A 13556-nucleotide genomic window follows, 5' to 3' on the forward strand; every position below is an offset into this window, starting at 1 on the left:
ATGCAAAAACCGGCGGGAAACCGCCGGTTTTTTTATGCGGCTTTTTTAGGCCAGGCAGCAAGCTTGCGGGCGAAATGCGACACGGTGCCGTGCAGCAGCATGGTGAATGCCGCCAGCACGAACAGGCAGGCGAACATCAGATCCACCTTGGCGCGTCCATTGGCGAGCAGCATCAGATAGCCGAGACCTTTCGATGCGCCCACCCATTCGCCGACTACAGCGCCGATGGGCGCATAGACTGCGGCGAGGCTCAGACCCGACGCCAGCGAAGGAAAGGCGGATGGGATGCGGATGCGAAACAGGATCGCCATGCGTCCGGCACCGAGAATTTCCGCTGCGTCGATAAGGCTGCTGTCGGTCCGCCGCATGCCGTCGAAGAATGTCGAAACGACGGGAAAGAAGATCATCAGCACTGTGACTGCAATCTTCGATGCGGGACCGTAGCCAAGCCACAAAGTCAAAATGGGGGCGAGCGCGAAGATTGGGATCGCCTGACTGAACACCATGGCGGGCATGACGAGCCGCTGTGCTAGCGGTGACATCATCAGGCAAATGGCGGTTGCGATCCCAACCGCGCAGCCGAGCGCCAGACCGCCCAGAACTTCGCCGATAGTGGCGGCAGCGTTTTCGGCAATCAGCCCGGCATTGCCGATCAGTGACCGCACCACATCCAGCGGGCCGGGCAGGATGAAGCGCGGCATCTGGCCGATGCTCACCACCGCCTGCCAGATGGCAAGCGCTATGGCTGCCGACAGTAAACCGTCGGCAGCACGCTTTTTTCGACTTCGGTTCGGGAGTGCTTCGTTCACTATCCGGCCTTCAAGCCCATAGACCAGAAATCGGCTTCGAGCCTGCTTGCCGTCGCGAAAATCTGGCAGAGCCTTGGCCAGCGCGGGCTTTTCTCAAAGTCGTCGCCGATGCGGTCCTTTGCGGCTTGATCGAACAGCTTGCCGACCGTGTGGCACATGTCCTGATAGTCAGGCCCCGCATAGGTGTCGATCCATTCTTGATAAGGCGTACCGGGCAGGGCGGTCACGGCAAGGTTGAGGCCGATCTCGCCGTAGCCGTGTGCGCAGGGCACGAGCGCCGTCAGCAGGTCGAGGAAATCGCCCGCCTGTCCGCAGTCGAGCACATAGCGCGTATAAGCGAGGTTTTCCGGCTCCTCCCGCGTGGCGTAAAGCTCGTCCTCGCTGATCCCTTCGCGGGCACAAATGCCGACATGGAGCGGCAGTTCCGTGACGGCCAGACCATGCATGATTTGGGCGCAGAGCCGTGTTTCCTGCAGTGTGTTGGCCTTGACGACGCCGAGCGCAAAGGCGCGGGCATAGTGGTGCAGATAGACATAATCCTGACGGAGATAATGCAGGAAGGCCGCCTTGGGTAACGTGCCGTCACCCAATCCGCGCACGAATTCATGATCGATGTAGGGCTTCCAGTCATCAAGCGTCGCGGCGCGCAGGCGCGTGAACAGTTCGGATGAATAATGCGGTTGCGGCTGGCTCATGACTTGCTCCCTTCCGCGTTGACGTCGATGGCGAATTTTTCGACCGGAAGGACCGAAGGCACGAGACCGTTTTCCTTGAGATAGGTTTCGTAGCGGCTCCAGCGTCCGTAATCGAGACTTGCAGGCGAGCGGGAGAAACGGGCGACCGTGTCTTTCCAGGCGCGCTGGTTCAGCTCGTCCTTGAGTTCGGAACTATAGGATGCGAAGACGTCGTAGCTCTTCTCCGGGTGATTGACGATATACTGCGCGGCCTTCTCGGTAGCCGAGAGGAAGCGTGCGATCTTGTCCTTTTCCGCCGCGTCCAATTTGTCGGAAGCTGCGACATAGACGAGCTCGTCATAAACCGGCACGCCTTCTTCCTCGACGAAGAAGCATTTTCCGGGCACGCCTTCGACAGCCATCTGGTTCAGTTCGACATTGCGATAGGCACCCATTACCGCATCGACCTGCTTCGACATCAGCGATGGCGCGAGCGAGAAATTCACATTGATGAGCTCGACATCCGAGAGTTTGACGCCGTGCTGGCCGAGAATGGTGCCGAGCAATGTTTCCTCGGTTCCGGCGACCGAATAGCCGATCTTCTTGCCCTTGAGATCGGCGATGGAATTCACCGATCCATCGTCTCTGGTCATCAGGCAGTTGAGCGGCGAGTCGATCAACGTGCCGACGCGGATAAGCGGCAGGCCTTCATGCACCTGAAGATGCACCTGCTGCTGATAGGAAATGGCGAGATCCGCCTGTCCTGCCGCCACCATCTTGGTGGGCGTCGAGGCGTCAGCAGGTGCGACGATGTCCACATCCAACCCGGCATCCTTGAAGTAGCCAAGCTTGTCGGCGACGATGATGGGGCCGTGATCGGGGTTCACATACCAGTCGAGAATGAGCTTCAGCTTGTCGTCAGCGTGAGCCGAAGTGGCAGCCGTGAGGGCGAGGCCGAACAGGGCGGCGAAGGCGGTCTTTTTCATGTGGTCTGCTCCAGAGCATGGCCTGCATAAGCGCGCGTGGTTTCGATCCATTGGCGCAGGCGGCTTTCGGGGTCGGCATTGAGGGTGATGTCGGTGACGACGGAAACGATATCGGCGCCTGCTTCGAAAACACCGGGCGCGCGTTCAACGCTCATGCCACCGATGCCCACCAGCGGAATGTCGCCGATGCGCGCTTTCCATTGTCCAAGGCGCGGCAGGCCCTGCTCGTGCCACTTCATCTTTTTCAAAATGGTCGGATAGATGGGGCCGAGTGCGATATAGTCAGGCTTCACCGACAAGGCACGGTCCAGTTCGGCCTCGTCATGGCTTGAAACACCCAGTTTCAAGCCACCGTCGCGAATGGCACTGAGATCGGCATCGTCGAGGTCTTCCTGCCCGAGATGGATGAAGTCGCAGCCTTCCTCCAGCGCGAGCTTCCAATAGTCGTTGACGATCAATTGGCAGCCATGTGCAAGGCAGATTTCCCGTGCGGCACGGATTTCACTGCGCAGCTCCGGCTCGCTCTTATCCTTGACGCGCAGTTGCACCAGCTTGACGCCGAGCGGCACCATGCGCTCCAGCCATTTTGCGCTGTCGAAGATCGGGTAGAACGGATCGAGGGCCATCACAAAAATGCCTTTCCGAGAAGAGGGGTGGATGGCGCGGCCATGTCACGCGCCTCGATGGCGTCGGCTTCAAAGGCAAGCCGCCCGGCCTCGACTCCAAGCGCGAAACCGCGTGCCATGGCGACGGGATCACCAGCCTTGGCGACGGCGGTGTTGATGAGTACGGCGTCATAGCCCAACTCCATCGCCGCCGCCGCATGGGACGGCACCCCGATGCCTGCATCGACGACCAATGGAATATCGGGGAAATGCGCCCGCATAGTTTTCAGCGCATAAGGGTTGTTGAGGCCACGGCCTGAGCCGATGGGCGCGCCCCAGGGCATCAGCACCTTGCAACCGGCTTCAATGAGCCTTTCCGCGACGACCAGATCGTCATTCATATAGGGAAAGACCTCGAAGCCGTCGTCGCAGAGTGCACGCGCTGCCTCGACCAGTCCGAACGGGTCTGGCTGCAATGTGTCGGTATCACCGATCACCTCCAGCTTGATCCAGTTGGTGCCGAAGATTTCGCGCGCCATTTTTGCCGTGGTCACCGCTTCGCGCGGTGTGTGGCAGCCTGCCGTGTTGGGCAGAACGGCCACGCCCAGCTCCCGGATCAGCGCCCAGAAATCCTGTCCGGCGCGGGCCTCGCCACTTTCGCGCCGCAGCGAGACGGTGACGATATCGCTTTGCGAAGCGCGCACCGCATCGGCTAATATGGCCGGCGATGGATATTGCGCCGTGCCGAGCAGCAGGCGGCTTTCAAATTTTTGTCCGTAGAATTCCAGCATCTCAGCCTCCCTGCATCGGGGCCAGAACTTCGATGCGGTCGCCAGCCGACAGAGTCGCGGCTGCGCGCTCGTCGCTGGCCACGAATTCGCCGTTCAGCGCGGTTGCAACAACCGCTTCATCCAGTTCGATTTCGGCGAGCAGCGCCGCCAGATTGGCGGCTGCCGTGGTGATGACCTCACCGTTCAGCACGATCGTCATGCATAGTCCTCCACAAATTCTGGCATAGGTTCCGGCGCATCCTCCGGCATGGTCGCGCTCGCAACCGCCATGCGCGCTATCGCCGGCGAAAGCAGGAAGCCGTGGCGGTAAAGCCCGTTGACATAGACGGTTTTGCCCCGCCGTCTTACGCGGGGCAGATTGTCGGGAAAGGCCGGGCGCGCATCGACGCCGGTTTCGAGGATTTCCGCCTCGCCGAAGGCCGGATGCAAGGCATAAGCGGCGCTCAAGAGTTCCAGCGTCGAGCGCACGCTGATGCCGCCCCGCTCATCGCTTTCGATCATCGTCGCGCCGATCATGTGCACGCCGTCGCCGCGTGGCACGATGTAGAGCGGAATCCGCGGATGCAGGAGGCGTATGGGTCGCTTGAGATTGATATCGCGCGAGCGGACAACCAGCATTTCACCCTTGACGCCACGCAGGTCCTGCAACTGATCACGCGCTGCAAGACCGCGTGCATCGACGGTAATGTCGGCCTCGACTTTGACGTCTTTCGCATCTTGCCCCAGATGAAAGACCACGCCTTTCTTCTGCAGTTTTTCGGCGAGCTCGATCAGTGTCTGGCGCGGGTTGAGATGGCCTTCTGCCGCAAAGAAAAGTCCCTGCCGAAAACGGCCGGCAAGGTCTGGTTCCAGCGTATCGATCTGGTCTTGATCAATGGTGTCAAATGCTTCCGTCCGGCGGGCGAAGCGGCGCAGTTCGGTCGCATCGCGCGTGTGCGAGAGTACAAGCGTACCCTTGCGATGGACTGTCGAAACGTGCCGCTCCCACCAGCCGATCGCTTCCTGTCCCAAACGAACGACCGGCTCTTCCGCGCTCTCGCCTTCGCACCATGGTGCCAGCATTCCGCCTGCAAACCATGAGCAGCTGTCGGAACCGATCTCAGTGCTTTTGGCAATGACAGTGACGGCATGTCCCTGATCGTGAAATTCTGCCGCGCACACTAGACCGGCGACACCTGCTCCGATGATGGTGACGCGCATCACACGGCCTCCTCTGAGGGAACTTTCCAGAGATTATGGAAGTGATGAACAGGCCCATGGCCTTGTCCGATCTTCAACGCATCGGCGGCGCGGATTGCCCCTTGCAGATAGGCATGGGCTGCAATGACTGCTTTTTCGAGCGGCAGGTTCTTGGCAAGCTCTGCAGCAATGGCTGAGGAGAGCGTGCAGCCCGTGCCATGAGTGTTACCGGTCCGGATACGCGTCGCCTCGACACGCAACGTGGGCTGATCGCGGCGAACCAGCAGGTCGACGCAGATTTCGCCTTCCGCATGGCCGCCCTTCATCAAAACAGCTTTCGCGCCGAGTTCGAGCAAGGCACGCCCCTGTTCTTCGGCGTCTACATCGTCGCGAGCCAGATCGCTGTCGAGCAGGCAGGCCGCTTCAGGCCGGTTGGGCGTCAGCAGCGTGGCCAGCGGAACCAGTTTCTGGCGCAAAAGCGCAATGGCGTTTTCGCTCAAAAGCCGGTCGCCGGATTTTGCAACCATCACCGGGTCGAGTACGACAGGGCCGGAGAAATGCGCAAGGCCCCGCGCAATGGCCTCGATGGTTTCGGGCACGGAAACCATGCCGATCTTCACCGCCGCTACATCGAGATCGCTGAAGACGGCATCGATCTGCCCTGCGACGATGGCGGGCGGGATGTCGTGCACCGCGCTCACCGTGCAGGTGTTCTGCACGGTGACAGCGGCAATGACGCTCGCACCATAGACGCCGAGCGCCGAGAATGTCTTGAGGTCGGCCTGAATGCCAGCTCCGCCACCACTATCGGAACCGGCAATAGTCACGCATATGGGCACGAATGCCGCACTGCCGTTTGATGTGGTTCGGGAGAAACTGTTTTTTTGGTCCATCATCACGTCTCTCATTCCGAACGGAAAAATGAGACGTCATGAACCTGTTTGGAGCTTGAACTCCGATGAGGGAAACCCTCGGCTGCGACGCGTCAAACTCCGTTCCCTACGCAGGTATTACCCGGATCAGGTTCAATGGGTTAACGCGATCAGCGTCTCTCAGCCTTTTGTGTCGCAACATCGGACGGAAAACCGCTTGGCACTTTTCCTGATATTGCTTCGAAGGCACCCCAACGAATTTTGCGTCTTTAGGCATAGGCTGGAAGTTGAAGCCGGTCAAGCGATGGAAAAATGCAGTTTTAAAGAAAATCCTTAAATCGACCCTCAATTTGTATATGGTTTATTAAAATTCTCGGCTTTAATCTATGTTCGGGGTGCATCTTCCGCGTGTTACTCATGGTGCCATGAAACTTGACGGTCCACTTGTAGGGTGGATCGAGATTATCCAGTAGGATCAGTTGGATGAGGGATTTACGATGAGGAAGCGGAGGGGCGCTTCAGCTTCGACGGAAGGCACGATGGCGCGCACGTCCGAGCAGGACTTCCGCATCCTTTTCACAACCCATCCGACACCGATGTGGGTTTATGACCCGGAGACGCTGCATTTCATCGTGATGAATGACGCTGCCTATCGGCTCTATGGATACACTGCTGATGAAATTCCGGGCATGACAGTGCTCGATATTCGACCCCAGACAGAACGGGATCGAATGCTGGCTGCCATTCGTGATCGCAGCGACCTTGAACGACCGGAGCGCTGGCAGCATCTGCGCGCGAATGGTGAAATCATTGACGTTCTGACTTACGGACGTCAGGTGCTGTTTGACGGCAAGGAAGCGATTCTCGCCATTGTTCAGGACAGGACAGAGTTGGCAGAAGCCAATCGTCAGGCAAACCACGCCCAAACCTTGCTGGACAGCCTCGTCAACAATCTGCCGCTTGGTGTCTTCGTCAAGGATATGCACGATGACGGTCGGTATGTGCTCTACAATCAGGCCGCATCGGCGGCGAGCGGACAGCCGGTAGAGGAAGCCATCGGTTCGACCGACCTCGATCTTTTCCCTGAACGCGAGGCAACCGTCATCATCCAGCAAGATCGCACGGCGATGCGGCGTCGGGGCGTGTTGAACGTCGAACGCAAGATCGAGCGCAAGGACGGAACGTCACGAACGATGCGGATCATAAAATGTTCGATCCCACCGGTCGAGGGCAACGAGCCTCGCTATTTGATCGGGCTCGTTGAGGATATAACCGAAAGGCGTGAGATTGAGGAACGCATGGCACATATTGCCATGCATGACAGTCTGACAGGCTTGCCGAACCGCGCCTATTTTGCTCACCATGTAGAGAGTTTGTTGAAAAAGGGCGGGGATTCCGAGCCTTTTGCCTTGTTCTACCTTGATATCGATCATTTCAAGAACATCAACGACAATATCGGGCATCAGGCTGGCGATCAGCTTTTGCAGGAAGTGGCGCGTCGACTGAAGCAGATCACGACTTCGGATGAATTCATTGCCCGGCTGGGAGGCGACGAATTTGCCATTGTCTACCGGAGCGGGACACTGGCACAAATTGCAATGTTCGCTGACCGTATCCTTTCTGCTTTTCAGGATCCGTTCGAACTGGTGCGCAATTCAGAATTCGTCGCCTGCAGCATGGGCATCGCCCAGGCGCCATTGCATGGAGACAATCCCGACGTGCTGATGCGCAATGCCGATCTCGCGCTTTATGCTTCAAAATCAGGTGGACGCCGTACATTCCGGTTCTATCAGCACTCCCTGCGCCTGGCGGCGGAGAAGCGTTATGTCATGACCGGCGAACTTCGTCAGGCTCTGCTGGATGAACAGTTTGAACTGCATTATCAACCGATTTTCAATCTTGAGAGCGGCAAGATTTCCGGCTTTGAAGCGCTGATCCGCTGGCGTCATCCTGATCGCGGTATGGTTTCACCGGCGGAATTCATTCCACTGGCAGAAGAAACCGGGCTCATCGGACCGATCGGCGACTGGGTTTTAAGGACTGCATGTCGGGAAGCTGTGCTCTGGCCGGAGGACATAAAAGTCTCGGTCAATCTTTCACCGGTCCAGTTCAGTCAGACCACGCTCTTGCATTCCGTCACGGATGCGTTGGAAGCAGCGCGTCTTTCACCCGACCGGCTTGAGCTTGAAATCACGGAGTCGGTCTTCCTGTCGAACAGCAAGAACAATATCGAGTTGCTGTTCGAACTTCGCCGATTGGGTGTTCGTATCGCGATGGATGATTTCGGGACCGGCTATTCCTCTTTGAGCTATTTGCGATCATTCCCATTTGATAAGATCAAGATTGATCGCAGTTTCGTTTCAGGGATCGAAGTCGATACGCGCGATCTGGCCATCATTCAGGCTGTGGCAACGCTCGGTGCTGGCTTCAATATTGTCACGACGGCCGAGGGCGTGGAAACCGCACAACAGTTGGAACGTTTGAAGACCGAGCGTTTTGGCGAAGTGCAGGGTTTTCTGACCGGGCGGCCAATGCCTGCCGGAGACGTGCATTCCTTTATCCAGAATCGCAGCAATGTCGGTCTGGAAATGCCTGCAGCACACAACAGATTACCGATTTAGGGCATCGCCCACTTGTTATTGAGCGGCGCTCGAAAAGCCATAACACCAAACGAAAAGTCCAAATCGAACCTCGCCTTAAAAAGGGCTTGACCTTCCAACGGTGGGAAGGCCTATCTAAGGAGCAACTCTCGAATTATGCCCTTTCCGGGCGATGAAAGGGATTGCCATGAACAGGCCTGTTAATCACGAAACCATCAGTTTTCCAGTACCCGTCGAAGGGATGAGTTGCGCGTCTTGCGTGTCATCCGTTGAAAAAGCCGTGTCCAAAGTTCCGGGCGTCGACAAGGTTTCCGTCAATCTTGCAACGGAACGCGCCGACGTGACTTTCAAGGGCGAACCGGATTTGCCGTCGGTGATCGATGCCATTCGCAAGGCGGGTTATGATGTCCCGGCAGGGAGCATCGATCTCGCTATTGAAGGCATGACTTGCGCTTCCTGCGTCAGCAAGGTTGAGAAGGCGCTGAATGCTGTGCCGGGCGTAACACGCGCCAGTGTTAATCTCGCAACTGAACGTGCCCATGTGGAACTGGCCGGGCCGGTACAGTCATCCGAACTCATCAAGGCGGTTGAACAGGCAGGTTATGAGGCGCGTTCGCTGGATGACGCGCAGAGCGACGTCAAGCAGGAAACGCAGTCCGAGAAGCGGGATGCTGAAGCGGCAGAACTGAAGAAAAGCGTCATTCTCTCTGCCGTTTTGACCTTGCCTGTTTTCGTTATGGAAATGGGTTCGCATCTGATCCCGGCGGTTCATATGTTCGTCATGGACAGGATCGGTATGCAGAACAGCTGGTATCTGCAGCTTGTGCTCACCACGCTGGTTCTGTTCGGTCCGGGATTGCGCTTTTTCAAGAAAGGCATTCCGGCGCTGTTGCGCGGCACGCCTGACATGAATTCGCTCGTCGTGGTTGGCACGCTCGCGGCATGGGGCTATTCGGTGGTCGCGACTTTCCTTCCCGGTGTGCTGCCGGAAGGCACGGTGAATGTTTATTTCGAGGCCGCCGCCGTCATCGTCACATTGATCCTGATCGGGCGTTATCTGGAGGCGCGTGCCAAGGGACGCACCAGTGCGGCTATCAGCCGGCTGGTTGGCCTGCAGGCGAAATCGGCGCGTGTGGTGCGTAATGGCGAGACGATCGATGTGCCGCTGGAAGATGTTCGCGCTGGTGACGTCGTGCAAGTCCGCCCCGGCGAGAAAGTGCCGGTCGACGGCGAGGTGATCGAAGGTTCGTCCTATGTGGATGAATCGATGATTACCGGCGAGCCTGTGCCTGTTGCCAAGGAAAAAGGCGCGGAAGTGGTTGGCGGTACGATCAACAAAACCGGTGTCTTCACCTTCCGTGCCACCAAGGTTGGCCGCGATATGGTGATCTCGCAGATCATCCGCATGGTTGAGGACGCTCAGGCTGACAAGCTGCCAATTCAGGCAAAGGTCGACAAGGTGACCGGCTGGTTCGTACCCGCTGTGATGGCGGCTGCCGCTTTGACCTTTGCATTGTGGCTTGTGATCGGTGGCACGGGCATGCTGGGTTACGCGCTGGTGAACGCCATTGCGGTTCTCATCATCGCCTGCCCGTGTGCCATGGGCTTGGCCACACCAACGTCCATTATGGTTGGCACTGGCCGCGCAGCCGAGTTCGGCGTCCTGTTTCGCCGCGGTGACGCATTGCAGACCTTGCGCGATGCTTCCGTTATTGCCGTGGACAAAACGGGGACACTGACACAGGGAAAGCCCGCTTTGGCTCATTTCGCGACCGTCGAAGGCTTTGAGAAGGACGAACTTCTGGCGCTTGTCGCGGCTGTGGAGGCACGTTCCGAACACCCGATTGCCGACGCGATTGTGGAAGCAGCGAAAGAGAAGGGATTGAAGCTTGCGGATGTATCGGCTTTCGAAGCCGTTCCTGGATTTGGACTGAAGGCTCATGTGTCCGGCCATGAGATTGCCATCGGCGCTGATCGTTACATGGCAAAGCTTGGTCATGACGTTGCTGTCTTTGCCAATGATGCGAAGCGTCTCGGCGATGAGGGGCAGTCTCCGCTCTATGCAGCTGTCGATGGTAAGCTGGCAGCAATCCTGACTGTTGCCGACCCGATGAAGGAAACCACGCCAGCGGCGATTGCTGCCCTGCACGAGCAGGGGCTGAAGGTCGCCATGATCACCGGCGATAACCGCCGCACGGCGGAAGCCATCGCAAAACGTCTCGGCATCGATGAAGTCGTTGCAGAAGTGCTGCCGGACGGCAAGGTTGAAGCGTTGAAGCGGCTTTCGGCAGGTGGCAAGCGGATTGCCTTTGTCGGTGACGGTATCAACGATGCGCCTGCACTGGCTGCTGCCGATGTCGGTATTGCGATTGGCACCGGCACGGATATTGCGATCGAAAGCGCAGATGTGGTGTTGATGTCGGGCGATCTTCGCGGCGTGGTCAATGCCATTGCCATATCGAAGGCGACGATCCGTAATATCAGCGAAAACCTGTTCTGGGCCTTTGCCTATAACGTCGCGCTGATCCCTGTCGCGGCGGGTGTCCTCTATCCGTTCACTGGCACGTTGTTGTCACCGGTTCTGGCGGCAGGCGCCATGGCTTTCTCCAGCATCTTCGTGCTGAGCAATGCCTTGCGGCTCAAGGCTTTTAAAAGCCCGATAGAGGCCTGAGCAAAAGAAAGGCGCGGTGTTGACCGCGCCTTTTTGTTTCAGAGCATTTCCAGCAAAAGTGCGAAGCGGTTTTGCGTAGGATAATGCGTACAAACAAAGACATAGAGCGGTTCCGTTTCAACCGGAACCGCTCTAATGAGTTCCGACAGCCTTGCCGTATGTCCGGACCACATTGCGGACGGCCTCCACCATCAAGGCGTGGGGCGTCGCTTCAATCTCACCCGAGGCGACTGCTGGATAAAGCGTGCCCAGATACTGACTGATCAGCGTTTCCGGTATCTTGCGCCCTTCCAGACGGTTCAAAAGCGCATCGACGGCAGCAGTTGCGACCGGATGCGGCCAGTAATAGCGAATGCGGTCGCTATAGGAGAAATGGCGTTGCAGGCGCAGTTCTTCCGCATCACCGTGATAGTATTTTTCCCAGTTCTTCGGCTCTGCGAGAAGTAGCGCTTCCATCTTACCGCGCAGGGTTTCTTCTTCCGGCAGTTTGTCGAGGAAAGCTGCAATCTGGTCGAGACCGTAAAGCGCCTCGCGCAGTGCAAAAGTCAGGCCGGGGCCGACTTTCAGAACGGTGAAACCGTCATCAACCAGATCGGAAAGCGCTTCCACCGGCTGATAGTCGGTGGAGTGGGCTTCAAAGACGAATTGCGCCATTTCGCTGAGAACACCGCTTAACGCCGTCGCCTTTTCACTGTTGTAGAAGACGACATTTTCGTTGCCGAACTCGACGCCCGGCTGCACCACGACGCCGATGGCGCGGGCGAATGCGTCTTCCAGTCCGAGTGCTGCGAAAGCCTTGCGGTGAATGGCGACGGTTTCAACTGCCGCGCCCGGCTTGGTCAGCTCCAGCTCTTCGATTTCTTCCATCGCTCCGCCGGGGATAGGGACTTCCGTGCCGATGATATAGACCGGCAGGTCGTATCCGGCTTCGTGGGCTGCTGCTTCCGAAACCTTGGCCAGGCGCGCTGCGCGCTCGGCGGTCACGGCATCGGGCAGTGCGACCGGCTCGCCAGCACAGCCCATCGAGGTATCGAGATGGATTTTGGTGAAGCCAGCGCGCACGAAGGCGTCGATCATCACATCCGACTTCGCAAGGGCTTCTTCGGCGGGCAGATGCTTCCACGGGTTGGGGCCGAGATGGTCGCCGCCCAGAATAAGCCGCTTGGTGTCGAAGCCGACACGGGCGGCGATGTCTTCCACAAAGCGGCGGAAGTCGGCAGGCGTCATGCCTGTATAGCCGCCGTCCTGATTGACCTGATTGCAGGTGGCCTCAATCAGCACGTCCGTGCTGGTCGCGATGCCTTCAAGAAGCGCGGCCTCGATCACCAGCGGATGCGCAGAGCAGATCGACGTGATGCCGCCGCGAACGCCGCTTGCATAACGGGCGGGAAGTGCGCTCAGAACATTCGTGCTGCTCATGCTGGAACTCCGTTTTTCTGCAGGAAGGCTTCAATTTCGGCCATGGTCGAGGTGCCTTCCATCGGTCCCTTGACGCCGACGGCGCGTGCGCCGGTGGCGTTGGCGATGACGAGGGCTTCTTTCGGTGCCATGTCGCGCAGCCAGCAGGTGACGAATGCCGCGCCAAAACTATCGCCCGCTCCGGTCGGGTCGATCTCATCGACCTTGAAAGCAGGCGCGAAAACTTCGCCGGACTGATCGAAATAGCTTGCGCCTTCCGCGCCGCGCTTGACCACGACGGCCTTCACGCCCCGCGCCAGCAGTTCTTCCACGGCTGCCTTTTCCTCGGTCGCCTTGGTGAAGAGGAAAATTTCCGGGCCGCTCGGCATGAACAGGTCGGTGTTTTCCAGCGCATGGGCCAGTGCCTGGCGCATGCCCGGCAATTCCAGCATTTCCTTGCGGATATTCGGGTCGAAGGACACGGTGCCACCCTTCGCCTTGATACGGATCGTCGCCTCGTGGATTGCAGAAACAATGCCTTCGGAGAACAGGGCGGAGCCCATGATATGCAGGTGATCGGCGGTCTCGATCAGCATTTCAGCTTCCGGCGTCAGGCCGATGGCGCTGCATGCGCTGTGCTTGATGTTGAAGATGAAATCGCGATTGCCATCCGGGCGATAACGCACGAAAGCGCTGCCGGTGGCGGCTGTCGGATGTACGCCGATGGCCGAAATATCCACGCCGTCCTTCTGCAAGCGCTCGATATTGAGCGCGCCGAAGTCATCATTGCCGACCGCGCTGACCATGCCGCAAGACTGGCCCATCTTGGCGGCCTGATCGATGAAGATTGCGGGCGCGCCGGAGGCGAACGGCCCGATCAATGGGATGGCGGTCTTGAAACCGTTGCCGGTTTCCACGGCCATGATTTCGACGACGATCTCGCCGATGGTGATGATCTTTTTCATAAGGTG

12 protein-coding genes and 1 riboswitch are annotated in these 13556 nt (G+C 58.3%); of the genes, 2 read left to right on the forward strand and 10 right to left on the reverse strand.

Annotated features, from left to right (window positions below):
• Positions 1-32 precede the first annotated feature (32 nt).
• From CES86_RS14185 to thiD, 8 genes are read right to left on the reverse strand one after another with little or no spacing between them, the layout of a single operon-like run.
• Positions 33-809, reverse strand: a complete 777-nt coding sequence (locus CES86_RS14185; RefSeq protein WP_011982464.1) for an ABC transporter permease — start codon at positions 807-809, stop codon at positions 33-35.
• Positions 809-1504 carry a thiaminase II gene (tenA, locus tag CES86_RS14190; protein WP_011982465.1) on the reverse strand — a complete coding sequence of 232 codons (696 nt, stop codon included), beginning with the start codon at positions 1502-1504 and terminating at the stop codon, positions 809-811. The genes CES86_RS14185 and tenA overlap by 1 nt, the downstream gene beginning before the upstream one ends.
• Positions 1501-2469 carry an ABC transporter substrate-binding protein gene (locus CES86_RS14195; RefSeq protein ID WP_011982466.1) on the reverse strand — a complete coding sequence of 323 codons (969 nt, stop codon included), beginning with the start codon at positions 2467-2469 and terminating at the stop codon, positions 1501-1503. The genes tenA and CES86_RS14195 overlap by 4 nt, the downstream gene beginning before the upstream one ends.
• Complete coding sequence (locus CES86_RS14200) at positions 2466-3098, reverse strand: thiamine phosphate synthase (protein WP_181834078.1); 633 nt, start codon at positions 3096-3098, stop codon at positions 2466-2468. Before CES86_RS14200 ends, CES86_RS14195 begins: the two co-directional genes overlap by 4 nt.
• On the reverse strand, positions 3095-3865 hold the full coding sequence (locus CES86_RS14205) for a thiazole synthase (RefSeq protein WP_040128964.1): 771 nt from the start codon (positions 3863-3865) through the stop codon (positions 3095-3097). Before CES86_RS14205 ends, CES86_RS14200 begins: the two co-directional genes overlap by 4 nt.
• Before the next feature lies 1 nt (position 3866).
• Positions 3867-4064 (reverse strand): sulfur carrier protein ThiS, encoded by a 198-nt coding sequence (gene thiS, locus CES86_RS14210; RefSeq protein ID WP_010658054.1) that lies wholly within the window; start codon positions 4062-4064, stop codon positions 3867-3869.
• Positions 4061-5065, reverse strand: a complete 1005-nt coding sequence (locus CES86_RS14215) for an FAD-dependent oxidoreductase (protein ID WP_040128960.1) — start codon at positions 5063-5065, stop codon at positions 4061-4063. The genes thiS and CES86_RS14215 overlap by 4 nt, the downstream gene beginning before the upstream one ends.
• Positions 5065-5937, reverse strand: coding sequence for a bifunctional hydroxymethylpyrimidine kinase/phosphomethylpyrimidine kinase (gene thiD / locus CES86_RS14220; RefSeq protein WP_094514750.1), 873 nt, complete (start codon positions 5935-5937; stop codon positions 5065-5067). The genes CES86_RS14215 and thiD overlap by 1 nt, the downstream gene beginning before the upstream one ends.
• 86 nt (positions 5938-6023) lie before the next feature.
• Positions 6024-6180: riboswitch (TPP riboswitch) on the reverse strand.
• Positions 6181-6413: 233 nt separating this feature from the next.
• On the opposite strand from thiD, the gene CES86_RS14225 reads away from it, so the two are divergent.
• Entirely contained in the window at positions 6414-8537 is a 2124-nt protein-coding gene (locus CES86_RS14225) for a putative bifunctional diguanylate cyclase/phosphodiesterase (protein WP_094514722.1), read from the forward strand.
• 166 nt (positions 8538-8703) lie between these two features.
• The gene (locus CES86_RS14230; RefSeq protein WP_094514751.1) at positions 8704-11187 is read left to right on the forward strand and encodes a heavy metal translocating P-type ATPase; all 2484 of its coding nucleotides are present in this window, start codon (positions 8704-8706) and stop codon (positions 11185-11187) included.
• A 132-nt stretch (positions 11188-11319) separates the two neighbouring features.
• On the opposite strand, the gene CES86_RS14235 is transcribed toward CES86_RS14230, so the two are convergent.
• Both CES86_RS14235 and CES86_RS14240 read right to left on the reverse strand, forming a co-directional pair.
• On the reverse strand, positions 11320-12606 hold the full coding sequence (locus tag CES86_RS14235) for a D-tagatose-bisphosphate aldolase, class II, non-catalytic subunit (RefSeq protein WP_094514724.1): 1287 nt from the start codon (positions 12604-12606) through the stop codon (positions 11320-11322).
• Complete coding sequence (locus CES86_RS14240) at positions 12603-13550, reverse strand: tagatose kinase (protein WP_011982474.1); 948 nt, start codon at positions 13548-13550, stop codon at positions 12603-12605. The genes CES86_RS14235 and CES86_RS14240 overlap by 4 nt, the downstream gene beginning before the upstream one ends.
• Positions 13551-13556: the final 6 nt, after the last annotated feature.

It is taken from the genome of Brucella lupini, assembly GCF_002252535.1.
Taxonomy (GTDB): domain Bacteria; phylum Pseudomonadota; class Alphaproteobacteria; order Rhizobiales; family Rhizobiaceae; genus Brucella; species Brucella anthropi.

What these genes read in the sequence shown, in the direction of transcription:
- tenA (WP_011982465.1), bottom strand. Translation starts at nt 1,504, where the DNA reads ATGAGCCAGCCGCAACCGCATTATTCATCCGAACTGTTCACGCGCCTG.
- CES86_RS14195 (WP_011982466.1), bottom strand. Translation starts at nt 2,469, where the DNA reads ATGAAAAAGACCGCCTTCGCCGCCCTGTTCGGCCTCGCCCTCACGGCT.
- CES86_RS14205 (WP_040128964.1), bottom strand. Translation starts at nt 3,865, where the DNA reads ATGCTGGAATTCTACGGACAAAAATTTGAAAGCCGCCTGCTGCTCGGC.
- thiS (WP_010658054.1), bottom strand. Translation starts at nt 4,064, where the DNA reads ATGACGATCGTGCTGAACGGTGAGGTCATCACCACGGCAGCCGCCAAT.
- CES86_RS14215 (WP_040128960.1), bottom strand. Translation starts at nt 5,065, where the DNA reads ATGCGCGTCACCATCATCGGAGCAGGTGTCGCCGGTCTAGTGTGCGCG.
- thiD (WP_094514750.1), bottom strand. Translation starts at nt 5,937, where the DNA reads ATGGACCAAAAAAACAGTTTCTCCCGAACCACATCAAACGGCAGTGCG.
- CES86_RS14225 (WP_094514722.1), top strand. Translation starts at nt 6,414, where the DNA reads ATGAGGAAGCGGAGGGGCGCTTCAGCTTCGACGGAAGGCACGATGGCG.
- CES86_RS14230 (WP_094514751.1), top strand. Translation starts at nt 8,704, where the DNA reads ATGAACAGGCCTGTTAATCACGAAACCATCAGTTTTCCAGTACCCGTC.
- CES86_RS14235 (WP_094514724.1), bottom strand. Translation starts at nt 12,606, where the DNA reads ATGAGCAGCACGAATGTTCTGAGCGCACTTCCCGCCCGTTATGCAAGC.
- CES86_RS14240 (WP_011982474.1), bottom strand. Translation starts at nt 13,550, where the DNA reads ATGAAAAAGATCATCACCATCGGCGAGATCGTCGTCGAAATCATGGCC.